This is a genomic window from Micromonospora maris AB-18-032 (assembly GCF_000204155.1).
Classification (GTDB): Bacteria; Actinomycetota; Actinomycetes; order Mycobacteriales; family Micromonosporaceae; genus Micromonospora; species Micromonospora gifhornensis.
In genome coordinates this window covers 4,673,055-4,691,394 of the sequence record NC_015434.1, presented here as the reverse complement: position 1 = coordinate 4,691,394, position 18,340 = coordinate 4,673,055, and the positions used below count along the sequence as shown (strand labels likewise).

15 protein-coding genes are annotated in these 18,340 nt (G+C 70.6%); 9 read left to right on the top strand and 6 right to left on the bottom strand.

The genetic code is table 11. The features are described 5' to 3' along the window. Positions 1-21: 21 nt before the first annotated feature. Positions 22-429, bottom strand: coding sequence for a RidA family protein (locus tag VAB18032_RS20635; protein WP_013734850.1), 408 nt, complete (start codon positions 427-429; stop codon positions 22-24). A 150-nt stretch (positions 430-579) separates the two neighbouring features. Then, complete coding sequence (locus VAB18032_RS20630) at positions 580-1,935, bottom strand: MurL-like N-terminal domain-containing (protein ID WP_013734849.1); 1,356 nt, start codon at positions 1,933-1,935, stop codon at positions 580-582. Positions 1,936-2,024: 89 nt separating this feature from the next. Between VAB18032_RS20630 and murD the strand changes: the two genes are divergently transcribed. Continuing rightward, positions 2,025-3,374, top strand: a complete 1,350-nt coding sequence (murD, locus tag VAB18032_RS20625) for a UDP-N-acetylmuramoyl-L-alanine--D-glutamate ligase (protein ID WP_013734848.1) — start codon at positions 2,025-2,027, stop codon at positions 3,372-3,374. Positions 3,375-3,725: 351 nt separating this feature from the next. Then, positions 3,726-4,934: a chymotrypsin family serine protease gene (locus tag VAB18032_RS20620; RefSeq protein ID WP_043721403.1), complete on the top strand. Its 1,209-nt coding sequence runs from the start codon at positions 3,726-3,728 to the stop codon at positions 4,932-4,934. 74 nt (positions 4,935-5,008) lie between these two features. Here VAB18032_RS20620 and VAB18032_RS20615 read toward each other — a convergent pair whose 3' ends face one another. Together VAB18032_RS20615 and VAB18032_RS20610 are read right to left on the bottom strand one after the other, a co-directional pair. Further along, positions 5,009-5,572 carry a hypothetical protein gene (locus tag VAB18032_RS20615; protein ID WP_126710560.1) on the bottom strand — a complete coding sequence of 188 codons (564 nt, stop codon included), beginning with the start codon at positions 5,570-5,572 and terminating at the stop codon, positions 5,009-5,011. A 30-nt stretch (positions 5,573-5,602) separates the two neighbouring features. Then, entirely contained in the window at positions 5,603-6,730 is a 1,128-nt protein-coding gene (locus VAB18032_RS20610) for a hypothetical protein (protein WP_232510835.1), read from the bottom strand. A gap of 243 nt (positions 6,731-6,973) precedes the next feature. On the opposite strand from VAB18032_RS20610, the gene VAB18032_RS20605 reads away from it, so the two are divergent. Together VAB18032_RS20605 and VAB18032_RS20600 are read left to right on the top strand one after the other, a co-directional pair. Continuing rightward, positions 6,974-8,281, top strand: a complete 1,308-nt coding sequence (locus VAB18032_RS20605; protein WP_013734844.1) for an aspartate aminotransferase family protein — start codon at positions 6,974-6,976, stop codon at positions 8,279-8,281. Continuing rightward, positions 8,278-9,768 (top strand): CoA-acylating methylmalonate-semialdehyde dehydrogenase, encoded by a 1,491-nt coding sequence (locus VAB18032_RS20600; protein WP_013734843.1) that lies wholly within the window; start codon positions 8,278-8,280, stop codon positions 9,766-9,768. Before VAB18032_RS20605 ends, VAB18032_RS20600 begins: the two co-directional genes overlap by 4 nt. Here the strand turns inward: VAB18032_RS20600 and VAB18032_RS20595 are convergent. After that, complete coding sequence (locus VAB18032_RS20595) at positions 9,740-11,245, bottom strand: acyltransferase family protein (RefSeq protein ID WP_013734842.1); 1,506 nt, start codon at positions 11,243-11,245, stop codon at positions 9,740-9,742. The two genes, VAB18032_RS20600 and VAB18032_RS20595, sit on opposite strands and share 29 nt — an antisense overlap. Positions 11,246-12,027: 782 nt before the next feature. Then, the gene (locus VAB18032_RS20590) at positions 12,028-13,011 is read right to left on the bottom strand and encodes an N-acetylglucosamine kinase (RefSeq protein ID WP_013734841.1); all 984 of its coding nucleotides are present in this window, start codon (positions 13,009-13,011) and stop codon (positions 12,028-12,030) included. 189 nt (positions 13,012-13,200) lie between these two features. Here VAB18032_RS20590 and VAB18032_RS20585 point away from each other — a divergent pair, with 189 nt between their 5' ends. From VAB18032_RS20585 to VAB18032_RS20565, 5 genes are read left to right on the top strand one after another with little or no spacing between them, the layout of a single operon-like run. Beyond that, positions 13,201-14,160 carry a MurR/RpiR family transcriptional regulator gene (locus VAB18032_RS20585; RefSeq protein WP_013734840.1) on the top strand — a complete coding sequence of 320 codons (960 nt, stop codon included), beginning with the start codon at positions 13,201-13,203 and terminating at the stop codon, positions 14,158-14,160. Next, on the top strand, positions 14,157-14,906 hold the full coding sequence (locus VAB18032_RS20580) for a sugar isomerase domain-containing protein (protein WP_013734839.1): 750 nt from the start codon (positions 14,157-14,159) through the stop codon (positions 14,904-14,906). Before VAB18032_RS20585 ends, VAB18032_RS20580 begins: the two co-directional genes overlap by 4 nt. Before the next feature lie 26 nt (positions 14,907-14,932). After that, entirely contained in the window at positions 14,933-16,336 is a 1,404-nt protein-coding gene (gene ngcE / locus VAB18032_RS20575) for an N-acetylglucosamine/diacetylchitobiose ABC transporter substrate-binding protein (RefSeq protein ID WP_013734838.1), read from the top strand. A 35-nt stretch (positions 16,337-16,371) separates the two neighbouring features. Further along, a complete protein-coding gene (locus VAB18032_RS20570) occupies positions 16,372-17,313 on the top strand; it encodes a carbohydrate ABC transporter permease (protein ID WP_013734837.1) in 942 nt (313 codons plus the stop codon). Between the two features lie 13 nt (positions 17,314-17,326). Continuing rightward, complete coding sequence (locus VAB18032_RS20565; protein ID WP_013734836.1) at positions 17,327-18,280, top strand: carbohydrate ABC transporter permease; 954 nt, start codon at positions 17,327-17,329, stop codon at positions 18,278-18,280. Positions 18,281-18,340: the final 60 nt, after the last annotated feature.

Genomic DNA, 18,340 nt, shown 5'->3' with positions numbered 1-18,340 from the left:
CCGGGCCGGGACCGCTACCGGTCAATCGAGCACGGCGGTCGCCTCGACCTCCACCAGATGCTCCGGTACGTCCAGGGCCGCGACCCCGAACAGCGAGGCCGGTGCGGCCGGCGTGTCGCCCAGCTTGGCCGCCGCCCGGGCGATGCCGTCCAGCAGTACGGGCATCTGCTCCGGCGTCCAGTCGACGACGTGCACGGTCAACTTCACCACGTCGGCGAAGCTGGCCCCGACCCCGGCAAGTGCGGTGGCGACGTTGAGGTAGCACTGCTCGACCTGCGCGGCGAGATCCCCCTCGCCGACCGTACGGCCCTCGGCGTCCCAGGCGACCTGCCCGGCGACGTGGACGATCCTCGACCCGGTCGCCACCGACACCTGCCGGTACACGTCGATTTCCGGCAGCCCGCTGGGGTTCACAAGTGTCACGGCCATGACGAAGCGCCTCCTCTAGCTCTCTAATGGTTACTCAGGAACCGTAAGAGAGTGGCGTCGACCTGGGAAGAAGGCACTTTTCCGAAACCAGGGCACCTTTCGGTGACCGCGCGGCACCCACCGCCCCCTCGTGTGGCGCTCACCGCCTCTTCATGCGGTGAGCGAGTTCAGGGCCTTGGCGTAGGTGGGCGGCACGTAGGAGGGGCCGCCGCTCGGGGTGAAGGTGTCGGAGGTGGCGGCGGTCTCCCAGGCGGTGTCCGGCAGGGCGGCGACCAGGGCGGTCACCACCGGGGTGTCCCGCCACTCGGGCTGCTGGGCGAGCAGGCTCAGCGCGACCACCGACTCCTCCACCTCGCCGACGCACTCGAACGGCTTGTGCCCGTCGATGCCGAGCAGTTCCCGGTAGCCGGGGATCTGGGTGGCATCGGCGAGCAGGTCACCGCCGAAGATGTGGGTGATCCGCTGGCGGGACATGAACGGCGCCAGCGCCAGGAAGACGAACCGGCACTTGGGGCAGTCGCGGCACCAGCGTTCACTCGCGTCGCGCAGCTTGAAGGCGGCGTTGCAACTGGTCACCACATCGTCGTACCGGTCGATGGTGGCGAACAGTCGGGCGATGTGCAGCTCCGACAACGGACGCAGCAGGGAGAAGTACGGCTCGGTCAACCCGGCGTGCTCGGCCAGGGCGGCCCGCAGCAGCCCCTCGGCCGCCACCCCCTTGGACCACTGGTGGTTGATCTCGTGACCGTTCCAGATCAGGTTCGGGTCGGACGCCGAGCGCTCGTTGGACATCACCACCGGACCCAGCCCGTGCAACACCGCCGTGGCGACCGCAATCAGCGAGTTGATCGCAGTGACCGGAATGTGCCCGTTACGGGCCCCGGCCGCGTTCAACTCGAACAGCACCGGATCGAGGCGTCGCCGCGCCGCCAGCGCGGTGAGCCCGGAGGCGGCGTTCACCGCCTTGATCACATGGTTCGGGTTGACCGAGAAGGGCACCGGGTCGAGACCGGCGCGGCGCAACGCCTCCAGGCTGACGATCGAGTCCTTGCCGCCACCCACCGCAGACAGCGGCCGCCGGTCGGAGTTGTCGTACTCGGCGGCGGGGCGTACCCGGCCCTGCGGGATCTGCGGCGTCAACTCCAGCACGTACGGCAACTGGTTGCGGTAGGCGTACTCGGCCAGGCCCTTGGTGTAGACGGCGGTGACGAACTCGGCGGCGGCCGGGCCGAGCGGCGCCGGCAGCACGAGTTGCCCCGGCGCGGCGGCCTTGTAGTAGCTGACCCCGGCCACCACGTGCAGCAGCTCCAGGACCCGGCCGAGGGCCGCCACGGCCGCGTCCGACGGTGACTGCTCGGGCACCGGCAACGTGATCACTTCGGTGAACCGCTGCTCGCCGTCCGGGCCGGTCAGCGCGTAGTCGAACAGCGCCTCGCCGGTGGAGAGGTCGATCGAGTAGGACGGGAAGGTGAAGGAGTCCATCCGCGCCAGCTGCGTGTTGGGCACACGCCATACTAGGCCCTGGTTCGTCCGGCCGTGCCCGGCTCCGCCGGACCGCGTACGTGCCCTGTCGTCGTCGCCCCCGAGGAGAAGTTGTGCGCCTGTCTGACCTGCGCGGACGTACCGTCGCCGTCTGGGGGGCCGGCCGGGAGGGCCGGGCCGCGGTGATCGCGATCGCCGCCCACGGACCGGCGGACCTGGTCGCCGTGGACGACAGCGCGAACTTCCTCACGCTGCCCTGGGAGGGGCCGCTGGCCGAGGCCGCCCCGCTGATCACCGGCGAGGAGGGCTTCGCGCGGCTGGCCGCCGCCGACGTGGTGGTCCGCTCGCCGGGCGTGCCGCAGACCCACCCGTGGCTGGTGGAGCTGCGTCGCCGGGGCGTCACGATCACCCAGGGCACCGCGTTGTGGATGGCCGACCACGGTGACCGCACCGTCGGGGTGACCGGCAGCAAGGGCAAGAGCACCACGTCCAGCCTGATCCACCACCTGTTGACGGCGATGGACCGGCCCAACGTCTTCGGCGGAAACATCGGCGTACCGACGCTGGACCTGCCGGAGGCGGAGCTGTACGTGCTGGAGCTGTCCAGCTACCAGTGCAGCGACCTGACCGACTCGCCCCGGGTGGCGGTGGTGACCGCGTTGTTCCCCGAGCATCTCGACGCGCACGGCGGCGAACGGGAGTACTACCGCGACAAGCTCAACCTGATCGCGTACGGGCCGCGCACGGTGGTGGTCAACGGCGCCGACCCCCGGCTGGCGTTCGAGCTGGGCGACCGGGCGGCGATCCGCGCCGGCACGGCGGACTCGGTGAACGTGGCCGGCGGGCCGGACGGCACCCCCTGGTTCCACCTGGTCGACCGGCCGCTGTTCCCCCGGGCGGTGCTGCCGCTGGTCGGCCGGCACAACGAGGGCAACCTCTGCGTCGCCCTGGCGGTGCTCGACGCGCTCGGTGTCGACGTCGTCGGCCGCAAGGACGCCCTGGCCGTGGCGGTGGCCGAGTTCCAGGGGCTGGCCCATCGGCTGACCGAGATCGTCGACCCGTCCGGCCTGACCTTCGTCGACGACACCCTGGCCACCAGCCCGTACGCGGCCATCCACGCCATCGACGCGTACGAGGGACGGCCGTTGACCGTGATCGTCGGCGGCAACGACCGAGGTGTCGACTACACCCCGCTGCGGGAGCACCTGGCGGAGCGGGAGTTGACCGTGATCGGCATCCCGGACAGTGGCCCGCGCATCATCGAGGCGCTCGCCGGCCTGCCGAAGGTGCGTACCGACCTGGTGGACGACCTCGCCGCCGCCGTCCAGTTGGCCCGCCAGGTCACGCCGGTCGGCGGTGTCGTCCTACTCTCCCCGGCCGCTCCCAGCTACGGCCGCTTCCGCAACTTCGAACACCGCTCGGAGGTCTTCGCCGAAGCCGTCCGGGCCACCGCCCCGAGGTAGTCCATCTCCGCCGGCTTCCGGCTCGATCGACCTGCCCGATTTCGGGCGGGTCGATGAGTGTTGTATTGGTGAACATCCCTTGAAGATGGTTGCGGATCGTATGTGAGTCGATTACGGTCGGCAGCACGGCAAGCGTGATCATCGATGTATCGATGTGTCGCACCACAGTCAACACTTCGGGGAGTGTTCATGGGAAAACGCCTGTCCGCCTTACGTCCGGCCGCCCTCGTCACGGTGCTGGCGGTCGCCGTGGCTGCCACCCCCTCGGCCGTACTGGCCGCTCCAGGACCATCCGCATCGGACAGATCCGTCATCAGCAACGTTGACGATCTCCTGGCGAAGACGCCCGGAATGACTCCATCGCTGCTCGCCGCCATGCGGGCACAGGAGGAGCTGAGCGGGGTCGTCACCACCATTCGAGACCTCGCCGCGAAGGGCGCGACGGCCTCCGGCGACGTGGCGGGGATCGTCGTCGAGCCGGAACGCAACACGCTGCGGCTCTACTGGGCCGGCACGATGCCCGAGACGGTCGCGGCCGAGATCGGGCGTGCCCGCAGCGCGGGCATCACGGTCGTCGTCCGGTCGGCCGCCTACACCGAGGCGGAGCTGCGTCGCGAGGTGGAACGTCTCGTCCGGCTGCCGCTGCATTCCGGCAAGCCGTCCGCGCAACGGGTGATGGCGGCGATGCCGATGCCGGACGGCAGTGGCATCAAGGTCAACATCGGTGGTCTGCCGGCCGGCACGAGTGTGGCGTCCGCGCTGCGGTCGGTACCCGCGCTCGACAGCAAGTACCCGCTCACCGTCGACCTGAGCAGCGAACTCGTCCCGGCCAGCCGCTGGTACGACTGGGGCCCCTACTGGGGTGGTGGCTACATGGACCGCACCGCCGGTGGCAGTTGCAGCAACGCGTTCGGGGTGACCGGGCTCAACGGTGTCGCGACGTACCTGCTGAGCGCGGCCCACTGCGGCCAGGGTGAGTGGCGTACGGGCGCGGTGAACTTCGGCAACGGCCCGGAGCGGAACACCTACGGAAGCACCATCACCAGCCGCGCCCTCGCGCACGACGGGCACGCCATCCTGACCCCGGACGGCGCGGGTAACGCGGTCTACCACGGCACACCGGTCAACCCGAACAACAACGACCTCGGTGCGACGAGCGGAATCCGGGTCGGCGGCGCGAGTCGGAGCACCATCGGGGAGCTGGTCTGCACCTCCGGTTCGTACACCGGGACGGTGTGCGGCATCCGGGTCGCCGCGACCGGCATCTCGTACCAGTTCGACCCGCCGGCGCATGGCGTCGGCGTGATGACCAACATGGTCAACGCCCAGCTGCCCGGTGTCTCGGTGGCCGGTAACGGGGACAGCGGCGGCCCGGTCTACGCGATCCGCACGACGGACCAGCGGGCCATCGCCCGGGGCGTCATCTCCGCCATCGACCTGAACCAGGAGCGACCCTGCACCGGCTACGTCTACCCTGGCCGGGCGTGCTCGTCGAGCGTCCTCTACGGCGAGGTCGTGGACATCATGAACACGATCGGCGTACGGATCAACGTCGGCTGACCGGCGACCCGGGAGCCCGGCCGAGAGATCGGTCGGGCTCCTGCTGATCCCGCCCATCGGTCGGTGCGGCCTGCTCAGCCGATCACGATGTCGGACGGCGGCTGGTGGGTCGGCGGCACGATCGTCCGCTTCTGCACGTCGAGTGGCATCTCCGGATAGCGCTCGGACAACGCTGTGCGCTCCGCCTCGTCACCGGTGCGGGTGTAGACCGAGACTCCCGAGCCGTCCGCCCGGGGTGCCGCCCCGGTGATCGTGATGCCCCGTTCGGCCCAGTATCCGCTGTCGGCGACCACGCGGTCCACCGTGCGACGCATGGCGGCAAGCGAGTACGCCGCGTCCCGCAGATCGACGGTGACCGACGCGGCCAGCTCCCGTACCCGGGCGTCCAGTCGAGGGTCCGGCCGCCGGTAGACGATCAGCCGGTTCGCCGCGTGGTCGAGTTGGAGCCCGGCAAAGGTGTCCTCGAACGACTGCCGCAGCTCCGCCTCCACGACCTGGGCCGCGCTCACCAACTCCGGATCCTGCGCCCCCGCGCCGGGGGCCGCCGGGTCTGCGCAGCCGGCGGTCAGGATCGAGCCGGTGACGGCCAGCGCCAGCAGCAGCACTGCTCGCCTGCCATGGCGAGGCGGGTGAGCCATCCACTCCTCCTGTTCACGTCTTCGGTGCCGTCACGGATCCGACGACGGCTGCGCCGTACCGGTTCCGCCCCGGCCGGCTCGGACACGGTGCAGCCCGCTCTGGGCCGTGGCGGGTGGTGTGCCGACGGCGGTGTGCAGGGCGCGCAGGGAGCGGATGGCCGAGCGGATCTCCTGGAGGTAGCGGCCAGGGGTGAGGGTCGGCTCGGGCAGCCGGTTCAGGTCGGGCAGCATGGGGTCGACGCCGACGGTCTCGACCTCGCAGGCGTACGGCAGGGCGAGGGTGCGTAGCGCGTCGCAGTGCTGGAACGGCACGTAGATCGGCGCGGTGACCAGCAGCACCTCGTCGGCGCGGGCCAGTTGGGCGTGCTCGGCCCAGAAGCGCTGGGTGTCGGCGGTGTGCGCGCGGCGGCGTTCCGGCTCGCTCGACGGGGCAGCCAGCACCCGCACCGGCGGCTGCCCGGCCGGCCGGTAGGTGCGTGACGACCAGGAGTGGTGCGGGTGGTCGGCGTCCAGACCGTCCTCGGTCTCCGGCTCGGACACCGCGAACGTACGACGTACCGCCGCGTCCAGCGCGTCGACCTCGGTGTCGCAGCCGGTCACCCCGACCTCGGCGAGGGTACGCCGTTCCACCTCGGACAACTGCCGGAAGCTGCCCAGCACCGCCACCTCACCGGCGACGTCCATCCCGGTACGCAGCAGATGCCCGGCGTACGCGACCCGGCGCAGACAGGCGTGCGCCAGGCCGCCCAGCACCACCAGGTGGGCGTACCGGCTGCGGGCCGGTGGCCGGGCGCGGACCAGGCCGAGCGCGTCGGCGCACCGGTACACCAACTCCACGGTGGCCGGGTCGAGGTTCGGCTCCCGGGCCTCGGGGCGTTCCCGGCCGGCGCGGAAGTCCCAGCACCGGGCGGAGAAGGCGTCCAGCCCGGCGAGCACCGCGCCGAGATCGCCGTGCGGCCATCGCCCACCGAAGTGCGCCACCAGCCCGCGTAGCGGGGCACTGCCGACCCAGCCGGCGATGCCGTCCACGCGCACATCCCCGCCGGTCTCAGCGGCCCAGGTGGCCTGCGGCAGGGGCACGGTCGGGGTGCTCGGCGGCGCCGGGGACGAGCGGTTGGGGTCGGTGGTGCCGGGCGACGGAACGGCACACTCAGACACGGATCGGATGCTACCGGCCGACGGCGGCACCCCGTCGCAGTAACGAGGTGTCGACCCGGCAGGCAACGGAAAACGCGGCCCGGGCCCAATGCGGCCACCGGAAGCGCGGCGGTATGGCGGAAGTACCACGGAAAGCGTTGACGTTGTGTCAGGCAGTGTGGGTCCATCCGCGACACGTTGACTCTTGTCCGGGCAGCGACGGTGGTGAAAGCGTGCCGGTACCGCGAACCGAAGGGTGCGACGATGACCTCCGACGACCTGCTGGCTCGACACCGGGCCGTGCTTCCGTCCTGGATGCCGCTCTACTACGCCGATCCGATCGAGGTGGTCTCCGGCGAGGGCCGCCGGGTCACCGACGCGCAGGGCCGCACCTACCTGGACTTCTTCGGCGGGGTGCTGACCAACATGATCGGGTACGACATCGCCGAGATCCGGGAGGCGGTGCAGCGGCAACTGGCCACCGGGATCGTGCACACCTCGACGCTCTACCTGATCCGTCAGCAGGTCGAACTGGCCGAGAAGATCGCCCGACTCTCCGGCATCCCGGACGCGCGGGTCTTCTTCACCAACTCCGGCACCGAGGCCAACGAGGCCGCCCTGCTGATGGCCACCAACCATCGCCGCTCCCACCAGGTCCTCGCGGTCCGCAACAGCTACCACGGCCGGTCGTACGCGACGATGGGCATCACCGGCAACCGAGGCTGGTCGGCCAGCCAGCTCAACCCCCTCCAGGTGGCCTGGCTGCACTCCGGTGAGCGGCTGCGCGGCCTGCTGTCCCGGCTGCCGGAGGCCGACCGGATCGACGCGGCCGTGGAGGATCTGCGGGAGGTGCTCGCCACCCAGACCAGCGGGGACGTGGCCTGCCTGCTCGCCGAGCCGATCCAGGGCGTCGGCGGTTTCGTGCACGGCCCCGACGGTCTCTTCGCCGCCTGGAAGAAGGTCCTCGACGAACACGGCATCCTGCTCGTCTCCGACGAGGTGCAGACCGGTTGGGGGCGTACCGGGGAGCATTTCTGGGGCTACCAGGCGCATGGCGTCACCCCGGACCTGCTCACCTTCGCCAAGGGCATCGGCAACGGCTTCGCCCTGGCCGGTGTGGTCGGTCGGGCCGAGGTGATGGAGTCGGTGCCGGCGATCAGCTTCTCCACCTTCGGTGGCAACCCCATCTCCACCGCCGCCGGCAACGCCGTGCTGGACTACCTGCTCGACCACGACCTCCAGGCCAACGCGGCCCGCACCGGCGCGATCCTCGTCGACGGCCTGCGCGCCGCCGTGGGCGGCCTCGACTGCGTCGCGGAGGTACGCGGCAAGGGCCTGATGCTCGGCGTCGAGTTCGTCCGACCGGGCACCGCCGAACCGGACGCGGCACTGGCCGCCGGCGTCTTCGAGGCGTGCCGGGCCGGTGGTCTGCTGGTCGGCAAGGGTGGCCTCTACGGCAACGTGCTGCGGATGGGACCGCCGCTGACCCTGACCGAGGACGAGGCCCGCGAAGGACTGGCCATCCTGGTCGAGGCGATCCGCTCCTGCGCCGCCGAGGCGGTGACCCCATGAACCTGATCGGGCACTTCGTCGACGGCAAGCGGGTCAGCGGCAGTTCGGCGCGGCGTGGGGACGTCTTCGATCCGGCCACCGGTCGGCGTACCGCGCAGGTGGAGCTGGCCTCCGCCACGGACGTCGCGGTTGCGGTGGAGGCCGCCGAGCGGGCGGCCCGCAGCTGGCGGGACGCCTCGCTGGCCAAGCGGACCGCGGTGCTGTTCGCCTTCCGTGAGCTGGTCCACGCCCGCCGCGACCGGCTCGCCGAGGTGATCACCGCCGAGCACGGCAAGGTGCTCGCCGACGCCGCCGGCGAGGTGCAACGCGGCCTGGAGGTCATCGAGTACGCCTGTGGCATCCCCTCGGCGTTGCGCGGCGGCTACAGCGAGAACGTCTCCACCGAGGTCGACTCGTACAGTCTGCGCCAGCCCCTCGGGGTGGTCGCGGTGATCAGCCCGTTCAACTTCCCGGTGATGGTGCCGCTGTGGTTCGTGCCGGTGGCGGTGGCCGCGGGCAACGCGGTGGTGCTCAAGCCGAGCGAGAAGGACCCGAGCGCGGCCCTGCTGCTGGCCGAGTGGTTCGCCGAGGCCGGCCTGCCCGACGGGGTGCTGAACGTGGTCAACGGCGACAAGGAGGCGGTCGACACGCTGCTGGAACACCCGGCGGTCAAGGCGGTGTCCTTCGTCGGCTCCACCCCGGTCGCCCGGTACGTGTACCAGCGCGCCACCATGGCCGGTAAGCGGGTGCAGGCGCTCGGCGGGGCGAAGAACCACATGGTGGTGCTGCCCGACGCCGACCTGGACCTGGCCGCCGACGCGGCGGTCAACGCCGGGTTCGGTTCGGCGGGGGAGCGGTGCATGGCGATCTCCGCGCTGGTGGCGGTGAAACCGGTCGCCGACGAGTTGGTGGCGCGCATCGCGCAGCGGATGGCCGGACTGCGTACCGGTGACGGTCGGCGCGGCTGCGACATGGGGCCGCTGGTCACCGCCGCGCACGCCGACCGGGTACGGTCCTATGTGGAGGCAGGGGTGGCCGCCGGCGCGGTGCCGGTCGTCGACGGTCGCGACGTGACGCCCGACGGCGACCCGGACGGCTTCTGGCTCGGCCCCACCCTGTTCGACCACGTCACCCCCGACATGTCGATCTACACGGACGAGATATTCGGGCCGGTGCTGTCGGTGCTGCGGGTCGCCTCGTACGACGAAGCGGTGGCACTTGTCAACGCCAGCCCGTACGGCAACGGCACGGCGATCTTCACCAACGACGGCGGTGCCGCCCGGCGCTACCAGCACGAGGTGGAGGTCGGCATGGTCGGCGTCAACGTGCCGATCCCGGTGCCGATGGCGTACTACTCGTTCGGCGGCTGGAAGTCCTCGCTCTTCGGTGACCTGCACGCGCACGGCCCGGACGGCGTCGCCTTCTTCACCCGGGGCAAGGTGGTCACCAGCCGCTGGCTCGATCCCCGCCACGGCGGGGTCAACCTCGGCTTCCCCACCCAGACCTGAGCAGCCGCAGGGCACCCGCCCCGACCAGGTACGCCACCAGCGCGGCCACCGGCAGGCCGAACGGGTCCGGCGCGGTCTTCGCGGCGACGCTGTTGGCCGCCATCGCGTACACCACGGCCGCGTAACCGGCGACGGCGGTCGCGCCCCGGGCCACCGCCCACCGGTGGCGCTGCGCGGTGTTCGGTCGGTGCTGGCCGGTGGACTGCTGGTCGGCGGGCTGGTGTCGGGTCGCTGTTGAGCGGCCGGTGCGGGCTTCGATCGGGCCGAAGATCGTGACCAGTACGGCCAGCACCGCGCTCAACATCAGCAGCCAGGGCAGCCGCCAGGCGAACCAGGCACCCGTGCCGGCCGCCGGGGTGGGCAGCACCCCGAGCGCGTCCAACGCACCCACCAGCAGGATCACCGCGCTGAGGTGCCAGAGGAAGACGGTGAGCACGACCGAGTTGACGCCGATCACCGCCTGCCACGGTCGGCTGCGGTGCAGCCACCGTTCGGCCCGTTCCCGCAGCAGCAGGATCAGCCCGAGTTGGGCGGTGGCCACGGCGAGCAGCACCACGCTGGGCGGGGCGGCGTTGTCCAGCCGCTCACCCGGCACATTGATCATGCTCACCGGGTACGGACCGGGTCCGGTGAGCAGCACCGCGACGGCCAGCCCACCCGCGATCATCAGCAACGCCGCCCGCCGCGACATCGGCAGGCAGCGGGTCCGGACCCTGGCGAAGCCCTCCGTCCGCCCGCTCGACTTGCTCGGCTTGCTTCCGGCCTCGGTGCCTGGCCGGGTGCCCGTGGTGGGGCTTGTGATGCCTGTCGGTTGGCAGTTGCCTCGGCGGGCGTCGTACCAGGCGAAGCCGACCTGGTGGATGGCCAGCCAGCCGAACAGGTAGTTGGGTAGGGCCAGGTCGGCCGGGCCGAACGCGCGGCCGAGGTCACCCAGCGCGACCAGCAGCGCCAGCACCGCGAGTACCGCCAACCCGAAGCGGCGGTGCAGCGCGTACATCACCGGGGTCAGCGGCACCACCGCGAGGTAGGCGGCGAGGAACCACAGCGGGACGGTCGCGAACCAGACCACCGTACGCACCTGACCCGGCTCGGCACCGACCAGCCGGGCGATCAGGGCGCTGCCGGCGAGCACCAGCACCAGTGCGGTGGTCGGCCGCAAGAGCCGGGCGCTGCGCCCGAGCAACCATCCGGGGGCGTCCCCGCCCCGAGCCCGCTGCGATGCGAGGGAGGCGGCGTTGGCGTACCCGCCGACCAGGAAGAACACCGGCATGACCTGGACGACCCAGGTCAGTGGATAGGCCCACGGCATCGCCGGCAGAGCCGAGTGCCCGTCGGGCCGCCCGTGCGGGCCGTAGTAGATGGTGGCGATCATCCAGTGACCGAAAACGACCAGCACGATCGCCAAGGCCCGGAGCAGATCGAGATAGCGCTCGCGGTCGGCCGGCGTCCGTGCGGCGAGTCGGGCCAACCGGCGCATGCACCGAGCGTATGCGAGCTGCCATGATCATCCGAGGCGATGTCGGTGCCCGGCTGGCATCACACCCTTGAGCGGGCCGCGACCACGGCCGTCACCCTCCTCTGGCCTCCCACCAACCCGGCCATGGCCTCTGCTGGCCCTTTGCTCTGCTTCAACCCACGCAACAGTGCCCGCCGACGCCCTTCCACCCCGAGCCCGCGGCCAGCCCCCGGCCCAGGCAGGGGTGCCTGCGCAGGGGAAGCCCGCGCAGGTATGCCATGGGTGGCGGAGGCCAGGGCGAGGGTGCCAGGAGTGGCGAAGGTCGAGGCGGGGGTTGCATTGAGTGGCGAGATCAGGGCGCGGGATGCCAGGGGTGGCGGAGGCTAGGGCGGGGGCGCCAGAGCGGGAAGTGCCCGGCCTGGGGCCAGGGCAGGGTTCCCGCGCAGGGCGACTTCAAGGTCACGCTCGATCCTGGATCGAGTGGTACGCCATCGTCTCCGACACCACTCGATCCCACATCGAGCGTGATCTTGACGGCCTGATACGCGTTTCCTGCGTGTAGTGACACCTGTCGCGGCGATCGGGCGTGGTTCTGGCGGCGTGGCGGATCCCATCCGTGCGGCGTCGCCTGTCCTGTCTCGGCGTCGACCACGTCAAAGGCCTCCCCGCAGCGGCGATGTGGCGGGTCTGACGGCGTGATGCGGGTGGCTGCGCGCGTGTGGGTGGGGTGCGGTCTGGGGGGACGGTCTGTGGGTGGGCGCGGTCTGGGGGTGGATGCGGTCAGGGCGTGAGTGGGCGCGGGGTCAGGGAGTGGGTGGGACCAAACGGGTGTGGAGGGCGGTCGGGTCGGTCGCCTCGGGTAGGTCGCGGGCGGCGAGCCAGGCGGCTGCGGCGGCGCCGTCGCCGGCGGGGACGATCGGTGCGTGCGACCAGTGTCGGCGGGCCTGGGCGTGCACCGCAGCGGCCAGCGGGTTGTCGCCGGTCAGCAGGCCACCTCCGAGCACCAGGGCCCGCGTGTCGTCGGGGGGACGGATCCGTCCGAGCGTGGCGATCAGCAGGGCGGCGGCCTCGGTGATCAACGTGGTGGCGGTGGGGTCGGCGGCGGCGTCGAGGACGAGCGGGGCGAGGCGGGCCAGTTCGACCGGTGGGCGGCGGGTGACGGTCTGGATGAGGGTGTCCACGGTGACCCGGGGGTGGGGGGCCACCTCGGCCGAGCCGGTCAGTTCGGTGAGCACGCGTCGGCCCAGGTCGCCGGGGTCGGTGCCGGTGTCGAGGGCGGTGAGCAGTCGGCGTACCGCCTGTCGGCCGAGCCAGAAGCCGGAGCCGGCGTCGCCGAGCAGCCAGCCGTGCCCGTCGGCGACGCGGTCCAGCCGCAGGTCGCGTACCTGTGCGGCGACGGCGCCGGTGCCGCCGATGAGGATGGTGCCGTCGGGGTCGGCCGTGCCGGAGGCGTACGCGATCAGGGCGTCGCCGTGCACGGCGTACGGGCAGCGTAGTCCGGCGGCGGTCCAGGCGTGGTCGACGGCGGTCCGGGCGGCGGGGTCGGCGTGTAGTCGGCCGGCTCCGGCCAGCCCGATCACGCCGGCCCGGACGCGGGTCGGGTCGACGTCGGTGAGGGCCTGTCGTAGCGCGATCAGGAGTTGCTCGGCGGCGTGGGCGGCACCGTGGCTGGTGGGGTTGCCGCCGCCGGCTCGGCCGGTGCCGAGGCGGTCACCGTCGAGAGTCACCGCGAGCGCGCGGGTGGACGTACCGCCGACGTCGAGGCCGACCACGACGCTGCCGGACACCGTCCCACCTCCTTGATCGATGTGCGTTCAGGCTGGTCACGGTCGTTGGCCGGGGCGCTGTGCGCAACTGTCGGGGCCGGAATGTCCCAGGTAACAGTTTGAAAACTTCGCCCACGGTCTTGACATGGAGGTGGCTTCAGTAAGAACTTTTACCACTAACAGTTAACAGTCTTTTCGGAAAGGCGTCCCATGGTTGATCACGAGGCGGACACCTCCGCGGGCACCGCGGTGGCCGATGCCGACGGGGTCGACCGGCGAGGGGTCGGCGTCGCCTCCGACGGCGTGCTGGCCCGGGTACGGGCCGGTGTCGACGAGCTGACCGGCGCGCTGCGTCGCGTCGCCGAGCATGTGCTCAGCGACCCGGAGGCGGCGGCCCGCGCCACCATCGTCGAGCTGGCCGAACGCAGCGGCACCTCACCGGCCACAGTCACCCGGTTCTGTCGGGCGATGGGCTTCGAGGGCTACGCCGACCTGCGACTGGGCATCGCCGCCGAAACCGGCCGGGCCCGCTCGGCGGGCTGGAGCGTCGACATCGGACGCGAGATCCAGCCGAGCGACCCGCTGGAGCGGGTGCTGGAGCAGATCATCGTGGCCGACACCCGAGCCATGCACGACACCGCCGCCCTGCTCGACCTCGGCGAGGTGGAACGGGCCGCGGTCGCCATCGCCGGGGCCAGCCGGGTCAACATCTTCGGTGCCAGCGGCAGCGCCCTGGTGGGCGAGGAGATGCAGTTCAGCCTGCACCGCATCGGGGTGGCCGCGTGGGCGTGGAACGACGTGCACTCCGGGCTCGCCGCCGCCGCGCTGCTGCGGCCGGGCGACGTCGCGTTGGGCATCTCGCACAGCGGCCAGACCCGGGAGGCCATCGAGATGCTCGCCGAGGGCGGCAGCCGAGGCGCGACCACCGTCGCGCTGACCGGGTTCCGCCGCTCCCCGCTGGCCGAGCTGGCCGACATCGTGCTGCTCACCGCGAGCCAGGCCACCACCTTCCGCCCGGACGCGCTGTCGGCCCGGCACCCGCAACTGGTCGTGCTGGACCTGCTCTACATCGCGGTCGCCCAGCGCACCCACGACCGCGCCCACGCGGCCTTCCGGCGTACCGCCCAGGCCGTCGACGGGCACAAGGCCGCGAGGGGAGCCACCGCATGATCAGTGCCCAGGGGTACGCCGACGCCGTCCGGCCGGTGCTCGACCACATCGTCGACGCCGGTGCCGAACCACTCGGCCGGGCCGCCGACCTGATCGCCGACAGCCTGCGGGCCGGCGGGGTGCTCCAGGCGTTCGGCGCCGGGCACTCCGAGGCGTTCGCCGCCGAGCTGGTGGCCCGGGCCGGCGGGCTGGTCCCCGCCAACCGGATCAGCCTGCACGACCTTGTCCTGCACGGCGACGCCCCACGCGACGTGCTCACCGACCCGAAGCTGGAACGCGATCCGGCCGTCGCCCACCAGCTCTACGAGATCGCCGCACCGCAGCCACAGGACGTGTTCGTGGTGGCGTCCCAGTCCGGCATCAACGGGTCGGTTGTCGAACTTGCCCTGCTGGCCACCGGACGCGGTCACCCCTTGATCGCGGTCACCTCGGTCGAGCACACCGGTCGGGTCGCTCCGCGCCATCCGTCCGGTCGGCGGCTCGTCGAACTCGCCGACGTCGTGCTGGACAACGGCGCGCCGTACGGCGACGCACTGCTGCCGCTCGAGGGCGGCGGCGCGGTCTGTGCGGTCTCCTCGGTCACCTCGGCGCTGCTGGCGCAGCTGTTGACCGCGGAGGTCGTACGACGGTTCCACCAGGTCGGAGAGGTGCCCCCTATCTACCTCTCCGCCAACGTCCCCGGTGGGGACGCGCACAACCTCGCCCTCGAGTCGCGGTACGCCGGGCGTCTCCGGCGCACCGCCTGACCCGACACCACAAGGAGAGACGAACGATGTCCGTTAACCCCGATCTCAACCGCCGGACCCTGCTGCGCCGCGCGGCGGCCGCGGGTCTCCTGGTGACCCCCGCCGCGGGTCTGCTCAGCGCCTGCGCCGGCAGCACGCCGAGCCCGAGCACCGACAACACCGGGGAGAAGAGCAACGACAACCCCTTCGGCGTGCAGGAGAACAGCGCCGTCAAGGTGGTCATCTTCAACGGTGGCCTGGGTGACGCCTGGGCGCAGGAAGACAAGGCGATCTTCAACGCCAAGCACCCGACCGTCACGGTCAACATGAGCTCCACCCAGAAGATCAAGACCGAAGAGCAGCCGAAGATGGCGACCACGCCCAGCGACGTGGTGATGAACTCGGGCGCCGACATGATGGACGTCAGCACCCTGGTCAACGAGGGCGCCATCGAGCCGTTGGACGACCTGCTCGCCGCCCCGGCCTGGGACAGCCCGGGGACCGTGGCCGACACCCTGCTGCCGGGCACCGTCGCCGACGGCACCTTCCAGGGCAAGTTCTACGTGGTCAACCTCGCCTACACGGTCTGGGGCAACTGGTACAACGCCGCCCTGTTCAGCAAGGAGGGCTGGGTGCCGCCGAAGACCTTCGAGGAGTTCTTCGCCCTCGCCCCGAAGATCAAGGCCAAGGGCATGGCACCGTACGTGTACGACGCCGTGCACGGTTACTACCCGCGTTGGGCGCTGATGGCCACCATCTGGAAGTCGGCAGGTAAGCAGGCGGTCATCGACATCGACAACCTGAAGGAGAACGCCTGGCGGGCCGAGGGCGTGCTGCCCGCGTTGGAGCAGTGGGAGAAGGTGGTCAAGGACAAGCTGGTGCTGCCCGGCCGGCTCGACCACACCCAGTCGCAGCAGGCCTGGCTGGACGGCAAGGCTGCCTTCATCCAGGTCGGCACCTGGCTGAAGAACGAGATGGCGGCGACCATCCCGCCCGGCTTCGAGATGAAGATCTCCGACTACTGGGGTCTGGGTGCCACCGACAAGGCCCCCAACGACGTCTACGCCGGTGCCGGCGAGAACATCGTGGTGCCGAGCAAGGCCCCGAACAAGGCGGCGGCGAAGGAGTTCCTGCGGGCGGTGCTCTCCAAGGCCGGTTCGGCGAAGTTCGCCGAGCTGACCAAGTCGCTCGCCTCGACCGCGGGCTCCGGCGACAACGTGGACGACCCGACGCTGGCCAGCGCCAACGAGCTGATGAAGAACGCGCCGAAGGACCTGATCTCGACCAAGTTCTGGGACTTCTACGCCGACCTGGACAAGGAGAGCCAGAACCTCTCCCAGGAGCTGATGGCCGGTCGGGTCACCGCCGCGCAGTTCGTCGACAAGATGCAGGCCGCCGCCGACAAGGTGGCCAAGGACTCGTCGATCAAGAAGCAGACCCGCAACGCGTGACATCCCGATCTGACCGAACGAGGAAGTGAGCGGAAATGCGGCACGGTGTTGCGCGTTTCGTCACGGGTTTTCTGGCGCTGCCGGTCGGGCTGTACCTCTTCTACGTGGTGTGGCCCTTCCTGCAGGCGGCCGGATACTCGCTGACCGACTGGGGAGGTTACTCCGACCGGCAACAGTTCGTCGGGCTGGACAACTACCTCCGGCTGTTCTCCGACGAGCTGATCAGAAAGGCGTTCTGGCACAACGTCTTCTTCCTGGTCACCGTGCCGCTGTTCACCATCGCGCTGGCCCTGTTCCTCGCGTTCCTGCTCAACGTGGGCGGGCGCGAGGACAAGGCCGGCATCCGGGGCGTCTTCGGCTCCGGCCTGTACAAGGTGATCTTCTTCTTCCCGCAGGTGCTGTCCCTGGTCGTCATCGCGGTGATGTGGCAACAGATCTACCGCGCGGACGGCCAGGGGCTGATCAACGGCGTACTGATGAAGATCGGTCTGGTCGACCCGGACGACCCGATCACCTTCGTGTACGACCCGGAGCCGTTCCTCGGCGTACCGGCGGTGTTGTGGTGGCTGCTGGTGATCGCGGTCTGGAGCGGCGCCGGCTTCTACATGGTGTTGTTCTCCGCCGCCATGCAGTCCATCCCGAAGGACATCTACGAGGCGGCCATCCTCGACGGCGCGGGCCGCTTCCACACCTTCTTCCGGATCACCCTGCCGCTGCTGCGCGACACCGTCTCGGTGGCCTGGGTCTACCTGGGCTTCATCGCGCTGGACATGTTCGCGCTCGTCTACGTCATGACGCCCAGCCAGGGCGGCCCGAACCACGCCAGCGAGATTTTCGCGTCGGTGATCAACTTCAACGCCTTCCAGAAGGGCCAGTTCGGCTACGCCTGCGCGATCGCGGTGGCCCTGGCGATCTTCACGATCCTGCTGGCCGCGTTGCAGCTGCGGATCACCCGTCGTGAGCGCATCGAGTACTGAGGAGACACCGACGATGAGCACGGTGACCCACACCCCGGCCGGGTCCGACCAGGCCCCACCGCCGGACCGTACGCCGGGCCCACGCACCGCCGTCGGCGGCAGCCGCGCCGGGGCGAAGATCTTCAACGGCTTCTCGCATCTCTTCCTGGCCGTCTGGGCGATCATGGTGGTCTACCCGCTGCTGTGGGTGGTGATGTCGGCGCTCAAGACCGACTCGGAGGTCATCCGCAAGCCGCTGTCGCTGTTCCCCGAGACGTTGCAGTGGGGCAACTTCACCCGGGCCTGGACCGAGGGCCACATCGGCGACTTCTTCCTCAACACCGTGCTGGTGCTGACCGGCAGCGTCTTCCTCACCATGCTGCTCGGCTCGATGGCCGCCTACGTGCTGGCCCGCTACGACTTCCCCGGCAACCGGTTGATCTACTACATGTTCCTGTCCGGGCTGACCCTGCCGGTCTACCTGGCCGCGGTGCCGCTGTTCAAGGGCGTCTACAACATGGGCGTCACGCTGCCCTTCCTCGGCCCGAACAAGCACCTCATGCTGATCCTGGTCTACGTGGCCTGGTCGCTGGCGTTCACCGTCTTCTTCATGCACTCGTTCTTCCGTACCCTGCCGAACGCGATCGCCGAGGCGGCCCTGGTCGACGGGGCGTCGCACAGCCGGATGTTCTTCAGCGTCATGCTGCCGATGGCCAAGCCCGGCCTGATCAGCATCGGCATCTTCAACGTCCTCGGCCAGTGGAACCAGTGGTACCTGCCGACCCTGCTGATGCAGTCGGTGGCCGGCGAGCCGAAGAACCAGGTGATCTCCCAGGGCCTGATCGAGCTCTCGGTCAACCAGGGCTACAAGTCCGACTGGTCCGGCCTGTTCGCCGGGGTCACCATGGCGATGTTGCCGGTGCTCATCGTCTACATCGTCTTCCAGCGTCAGGTGCAGTCCGGCCTCACCGCCGGCGTGAGCAAGTAACGGGACTTGGTTGATCAACTCCGTTTCGGCGGAATGGCGGGTTCTGCACGGGCGGAAGAC

Excerpts from the sequence above, each read along its gene's own strand:
- VAB18032_RS20585 (WP_013734840.1), top strand. The coding sequence starts at position 13,201 with ATGGTTGATCACGAGGCGGACACCTCCGCGGGCACCGCGGTGGCCGAT.
- VAB18032_RS20615 (WP_126710560.1), bottom strand. The coding sequence starts at position 5,572 with ATGGCTCACCCGCCTCGCCATGGCAGGCGAGCAGTGCTGCTGCTGGCG.
- VAB18032_RS20595 (WP_013734842.1), bottom strand. The coding sequence starts at position 11,245 with ATGCGCCGGTTGGCCCGACTCGCCGCACGGACGCCGGCCGACCGCGAG.
- VAB18032_RS20565 (WP_013734836.1), top strand. The coding sequence starts at position 17,327 with ATGAGCACGGTGACCCACACCCCGGCCGGGTCCGACCAGGCCCCACCG.
- VAB18032_RS20620 (WP_043721403.1), top strand. The coding sequence starts at position 3,726 with ATGACTCCATCGCTGCTCGCCGCCATGCGGGCACAGGAGGAGCTGAGC.
- VAB18032_RS20600 (WP_013734843.1), top strand. The coding sequence starts at position 8,278 with ATGAACCTGATCGGGCACTTCGTCGACGGCAAGCGGGTCAGCGGCAGT.
- VAB18032_RS20580 (WP_013734839.1), top strand. The coding sequence starts at position 14,157 with ATGATCAGTGCCCAGGGGTACGCCGACGCCGTCCGGCCGGTGCTCGAC.
- VAB18032_RS20605 (WP_013734844.1), top strand. The coding sequence starts at position 6,974 with ATGACCTCCGACGACCTGCTGGCTCGACACCGGGCCGTGCTTCCGTCC.
- VAB18032_RS20570 (WP_013734837.1), top strand. The coding sequence starts at position 16,372 with ATGCGGCACGGTGTTGCGCGTTTCGTCACGGGTTTTCTGGCGCTGCCG.
- ngcE (WP_013734838.1), top strand. The coding sequence starts at position 14,933 with ATGTCCGTTAACCCCGATCTCAACCGCCGGACCCTGCTGCGCCGCGCG.
- VAB18032_RS20635 (WP_013734850.1), bottom strand. The coding sequence starts at position 429 with ATGGCCGTGACACTTGTGAACCCCAGCGGGCTGCCGGAAATCGACGTG.